Origin of the sequence: Bacillus haikouensis, assembly GCF_013179555.1 — a bacterium.
GTDB lineage: Bacteria > Bacillota > Bacilli > Bacillales > Bacillaceae_B > Rossellomorea > Rossellomorea haikouensis_A.
Genome location: NZ_JABMCR010000274.1, coordinates 1 through 5,289, shown reverse-complemented (window position 1 = coordinate 5,289; position 5,289 = coordinate 1). Strand labels below are relative to the sequence as shown.

Here is a 5,289-nt window from a genome sequence, read left to right as displayed (position 1 = left end):
GTCCTAATCCAAGGTCTTCAAGTTTAACTTTGACCTCTTCAAGAGATTTACGTCCTAGGTTACGCACTTTCATCATATCTTCTTCAGTCTTGTTAGCAAGCTCTTGAACAGTGTTGATTCCAGCACGCTTCAGGCAGTTATAAGAACGAACAGAAAGATCTAGTTCTTCAATTGTCATTTCAAGAACTTTTTCTTTTTGGTCTTCTTCTTTTTCTACCATGATTTCAGCATTCTGCGCTTCATCTGTAAGGCCAACGAAAATATTCAAGTGTTCTGTCAGAATCTTAGCACCTAAAGAAATCGCTTCTTTCGGTCCAATACTTCCATCAGTCCATACATCAAGAGAAAGCTTATCATAGTTCGTCATTTGACCAACACGAGTATTTTCTACTTGATAATTAACGCGTGAAACTGGAGTGTAAATAGAATCGATTGGGATCACACCGATTGGAAGATCCTCACGTTTGTTTTGGTCAGCAGGTCTGTATCCACGTCCGCGGGATGCGCTTAAACGCACACGGAAGTGACCACTTTTAGACAACGTGGCGATGTGTAAATCAGGATTTAACACTTCCACATCACTATCATGAGTAATATCAGCAGCTGTAACGACCCCTTCACCCTGTACATCAATTTCAAGCGTTTTCTCTTCATCAGAGTAAATCTTTAACGCTAACTTTTTGATATTCAAAATGATGGATGTGACATCTTCTACGACGCCTTCAATTGTTGAAAACTCATGCAGTACTCCATCTATTTGAATAGATGTGACAGCGGCACCTGGGAGTGACGATAATAGGATACGACGTAAGGAGTTACCCAAAGTTGTACCATATCCACGCTCAAGTGGTTCTACGACGAACTTTCCATATGTGGCATCATCGCTGATCTCAACCGTTTCAATTTTTGGTTTTTCAATTTCGATCATTAATATTTACCCTCCTTCAAAACGTCGAAACTCCGGGCTAAATAATATGAAGTCCGAAATTCCCCATGTTTACGTTCCCTATTGTGCACCAACAACTGGTTACCTTTTTCTGAATGAACGTATTTTGTATCATATCCCATTATAGACAACGATACAAAATTTATACAGAAAAATTAAACGCGGCGACGTTTCGGCGGACGGCATCCGTTATGAGGAACTGGAGTAACGTCTCTGATTGCAGTAACTTCAAGACCAGCAGCTTGAAGAGCACGGATTGCAGCTTCACGTCCAGCTCCAGGGCCTTTAACTGTTACTTCAAGAGTTTTCAAACCGTGTTCCTGGGAAGCTTTTGCTGCAGTTTCAGCAGCCATTTGTGCTGCGAATGGAGTGGATTTACGAGAACCTCTGAATCCTAGTGAACCTGCACTTGACCATGCAACAGCGTTTCCGTGAACATCAGTAATAGTTACGATTGTATTATTGAATGTAGAACGAATGTGTGCAATACCAGCTTCGATATTCTTTTTCACACGACGTTTACGAGTGTTTGTTTTACGTGCCATACTAAGAAGTAACCTCCTTTACCTATTATTTTTTCTTGTTTGCTACAGTCTTACGAGGACCTTTACGTGTACGAGCATTGTTCTTCGTATGTTGTCCACGAACAGGTAGTCCACGACGGTGACGAAGACCGCGGTATGAACCGATTTCCATAAGACGTTTGATGTTTAGAGAGATCTCACGACGAAGATCACCTTCAACCTTTAATTTATCAACGATATCACGAATCTTTCCTAGTTCGTCTTCAGTTAGATCGCGAACGCGAGTATCTTCAGAGACACCTGCTTCAGAAAGAATTTGTGTCGCAGTATTTTTACCAATACCGTAGATGTATGTTAATGAAATGACAACACGTTTGTCACGTGGAATGTCTACACCAGCAATACGTGCCATAGTGATAGCGCACCTCCTTTTAGTTTAGCCTTGTTTTTGTTTGTGTTTAGGGTTTTCACAGATAACCATGACTTTACCTTTTCTGCGAATAACTTTACATTTTTCGCAGATTGGCTTAACAGATGGTCTAACTTTCATCTTATTCTAACCTCCTTAATAGTACGGAGTGCAATAGATTATTTATAACGATAAGTGATTCTACCACGAGTTAAGTCATACGGTGATAATTCAACTGTCACCTTGTCACCAGGTAGGATACGGATGAAATGCATACGAATCTTTCCTGAAACATGTGCCAGAACTGTATGACCATTTTCTAATTCTACCTTAAACATCGCGTTAGGCAAAGTCTCAGCGACTTTCCCTTCCACTTCAATTACATCATCCTTAGCCATCGAACATGTCTCCCTTCTTCTCATCAATTAAAACTTCATTTACAAACTTTGAAACAGCATAACGCAGTTTACCGTTCGTCACTTTTCCTGTTTCGATAATACTGTTATGAACTTCCGGAGAAACATAGTCAAACAGTTGAAGATGTCCGATATTCTTTCGCTTAGCGCGATCGAATTTGCGTTTATCTCCGTCTGCTATGAGTACAAAACGTTCATCCAATTGCTGAACAACGACCGAATACGTTCCAGCTTCCCTGCCCTTAAGCGGCAGAACAATCTGACCTATACTCGGAATCGCTGAATCTGACTCGATCAATCCAATCACCTTCACTTAGGCTTTCGTCAATATCTCATAGCCTTCTTCAGTAATTGCAATGGTGTGTTCAAAGTGCGCACACATTTTATCATCAACTGTCACAACTGTCCAGTTATCTGATAACGTTCTAACATATCGACTTCCTGCATTAACCATTGGTTCAATAGCCAGTACCATGCCAGGCCTTAAGCGAGGACCTTTGTTAGGCGGTCCATAATGAGGGATCTGAGGGTCCTCATGTAAGTCTTGACCTACTCCGTGTCCTACATACTCTCGAACGATAGAAAAGCCATTTGCTTCAACAAAAGTTTGAATACTATGAGAGATATTCGACAGACGTTCGCCTGGTTTAGCTTCCTTAAGCCCCAAATATAAAGATTCCTCTGTTACATCCAGAAGCTTCCGGGTTTCATCGTCAATCTTCCCAACTGGATATGTCCAGGCGGAGTCTCCGTGATAGCCGTTATATTTCGCACCTATATCAATGCTGATAATGTCGCCATCCTTCAATACCCGTTCACCTGGTATTCCATGAACCAGCTCGTTGTTGACTGAAGCACAGATGCTGCCACGAAACCCATTATACCCTTTAAAAGATGGAATTGCATCATGTTTACGAATGAATTTTTCAGCAATTGCATCCAATTCCTTCGTCGATATTCCTGGTGAAATATGCTTCTGCAATTCCGCATGAGCCAGTGCCACAATCCTGCCGGCTTGCCGCATGATCTCAATCTCTCTCGGAGTTTTACAAATGATCATACTGAAAGGCCTCCAAGTAATTCATCAATGTCATCAAACACTTTATCGATGTCTTGTTGACCGTCAATGTTTTTGAGATAGCCTTTATCATCGTAGTATGCCAAAAGCGGTTGAGTTTGCTTGATATTTACGTCCAGGCGATTTTGAACTGTCTCCTCGTTATCATCCGCACGTTGATACAATTCTCCGCCGCAACGGTCACAAACGCCCTCTTCTTTTGGTGGATTAAAGACAAGATGATAAGTAGCGCCGCACTCTTTACAGATTCTGCGACCTGTCAAGCGCTCCATCAGGATGTCCTTATCTACATCTATATTAATGACATAATTCATTTTTTTACCAAGATCAGCGAGGATGTTTTCAAGTGCCTCTGCCTGAGCTACCGTTCTTGGAAACCCATCAAGTAAGAAGCCATTGCCACAGTCCTCTTTGCTTAAACGTTCACGGACGATTCCGATTGTCACTTCATCAGGGACAAGATCGCCATTATCCATGAAAGATTTAGCCTTCAAGCCAAGCTCAGTGCCATCTTTGATCGCAGCACGGAACATATCACCAGTCGAAATATGAGGGATACCATATTTTTCAACGATTTTCTCAGCTTGAGTGCCTTTTCCTGCGCCTGGTAAGCCCATAAGAACTATATTCACTCGAACTCCCCCTCAAATGTCTATAAAATGGCTTCAGGAACAGAACCGTTCCCGAAAACCCTCTTATTTAATGAACCCTTTGTAGTGACGTTTCACCAGTTGTGCTTCCAATTGCTTCATTGTCTCAAGAGCAACACCAACGACGATCAAGAGACTTGTTCCGCCAATTTGTGCCGCAGGAGGCAGTCCAGCGAAGTTAATGAAGAACACTGGAAGAATGGAGATAACTGATAAGAAAATAGCCCCTACAAATGTTAGACGATACAAAACGCGAGTGAGATACTCTTGTGTGGTTTTACCTGGACGGATACCAGGGATATATCCACCTTGCTTCTTCAAGTTCTCCGCCATTTGTTCCGGATTTACTTGAATGAAAGCATAGAAGTACGTAAAGGCAACGATCAATGCAACATAAATGATCATCCCGACTGGCTTCGTATAATCAAAGATGTACTGAATCGTACTTGTCACATCATTTTCACCAAAGAAAGTGGAAATAGTCTGTGGAGTGATGATAAAAGAAATCGCGAAGATTACTGGAATAACACCCGCAGCATTTACTTTCAAAGGAAGATGTGTTGATTGTCCGCCAACCGGACTGCGCCCCACTAAACGTTTTGCATATTGAATCGGAATTTTACGTAGTGCTTGTTGAATAAACACTGTTCCAACAACGATTGCAATAACTGCCAATACTAAAAGTGCAAGAACGACAATGCGAAGGAAAAGCTGCTCGCCTGCTCCTTCGATTTGCTGAGCATAAATTTGGTTTACAGTGTTGGGGATCGCAGCTACGATACCTGCAAAGATCAGGATCGAGATACCATTTCCAACACCTTTAGCTGTAATCTGTTCACCCAGCCACATAAGAAAAGCCGTACCAGCTGTCAATACCAATGCGATTAACAGGTACGTGCTTACTCCAGGACTTTGGATAAGCATTCCACCATAAATTCGGTTGAAGCCGTAGGACATACCTAAAGCTTGGATGAAACCTAATATAATTGTGAAATAACGAGTGAATTGAGCTAATTTACGGCGGCCAACTTCACCTTGCTTCGACCATTCAGTGAACTTAGGAACAACGTCCATTTGGAGAAGCTGAACAATAATCGAAGCCGTGATGTATGGCATGATTCCCATCGCGAAGATGGAGAAGTTCTGCAGCGCACCACCGCCAAATGTATTCAGGAATCCGAGAATCCCTGCCTGGTCTTGCATCTTCAGTACATTCGCGTCAACGTTCGGCACCGGAATGAAGGTACCAAGACGGAAGACGACTAA

At 42.2% G+C, this 5,289-nt stretch carries 9 protein-coding genes; all 9 read right to left on the bottom strand.

The genetic code is table 11. From position 1 onward, the window contains the following. Window positions 1-928: DNA-directed RNA polymerase subunit alpha (locus HP456_RS19455; protein WP_172254180.1), on the bottom strand; the 928-nt coding region annotated here is incomplete at its 3' end. Between the two features lie 173 nt (window positions 929-1,101). Further along, on the bottom strand, window positions 1,102-1,491 hold the full coding sequence (gene rpsK / locus HP456_RS19450) for a 30S ribosomal protein S11 (protein ID WP_032085294.1): 390 nt from the start codon (window positions 1,489-1,491) through the stop codon (window positions 1,102-1,104). Between the two features lie 25 nt (window positions 1,492-1,516). After that, a complete protein-coding gene (gene rpsM / locus HP456_RS19445; protein WP_172254178.1) occupies window positions 1,517-1,882 on the bottom strand; it encodes a 30S ribosomal protein S13 in 366 nt (121 codons plus the stop codon). Between the two features lie 24 nt (window positions 1,883-1,906). Then, complete coding sequence (rpmJ, locus tag HP456_RS19440; RefSeq protein WP_003156543.1) at window positions 1,907-2,020, bottom strand: 50S ribosomal protein L36; 114 nt, start codon at window positions 2,018-2,020, stop codon at window positions 1,907-1,909. Between the two features lie 38 nt (window positions 2,021-2,058). Continuing rightward, on the bottom strand, window positions 2,059-2,277 hold the full coding sequence (gene infA / locus HP456_RS19435; protein ID WP_034765945.1) for a translation initiation factor IF-1: 219 nt from the start codon (window positions 2,275-2,277) through the stop codon (window positions 2,059-2,061). Then, window positions 2,270-2,593 (bottom strand): KOW domain-containing RNA-binding protein, encoded by a 324-nt coding sequence (locus HP456_RS19430; RefSeq protein ID WP_172254176.1) that lies wholly within the window; start codon window positions 2,591-2,593, stop codon window positions 2,270-2,272. Before HP456_RS19430 ends, infA begins: the two co-directional genes overlap by 8 nt. Before the next feature lie 15 nt (window positions 2,594-2,608). After that, complete coding sequence (gene map / locus HP456_RS19425; RefSeq protein ID WP_172254173.1) at window positions 2,609-3,355, bottom strand: type I methionyl aminopeptidase; 747 nt, start codon at window positions 3,353-3,355, stop codon at window positions 2,609-2,611. Next, window positions 3,352-4,005, bottom strand: coding sequence for an adenylate kinase (locus tag HP456_RS19420; RefSeq protein ID WP_172254171.1), 654 nt, complete (start codon window positions 4,003-4,005; stop codon window positions 3,352-3,354). The genes map and HP456_RS19420 overlap by 4 nt, the downstream gene beginning before the upstream one ends. A 63-nt stretch (window positions 4,006-4,068) precedes the next feature. Beyond that, window positions 4,069-5,289 (bottom strand): preprotein translocase subunit SecY (gene secY, locus HP456_RS19415; RefSeq protein WP_172254169.1); only part of this gene is annotated, 1,221 nt, incomplete at its 5' end.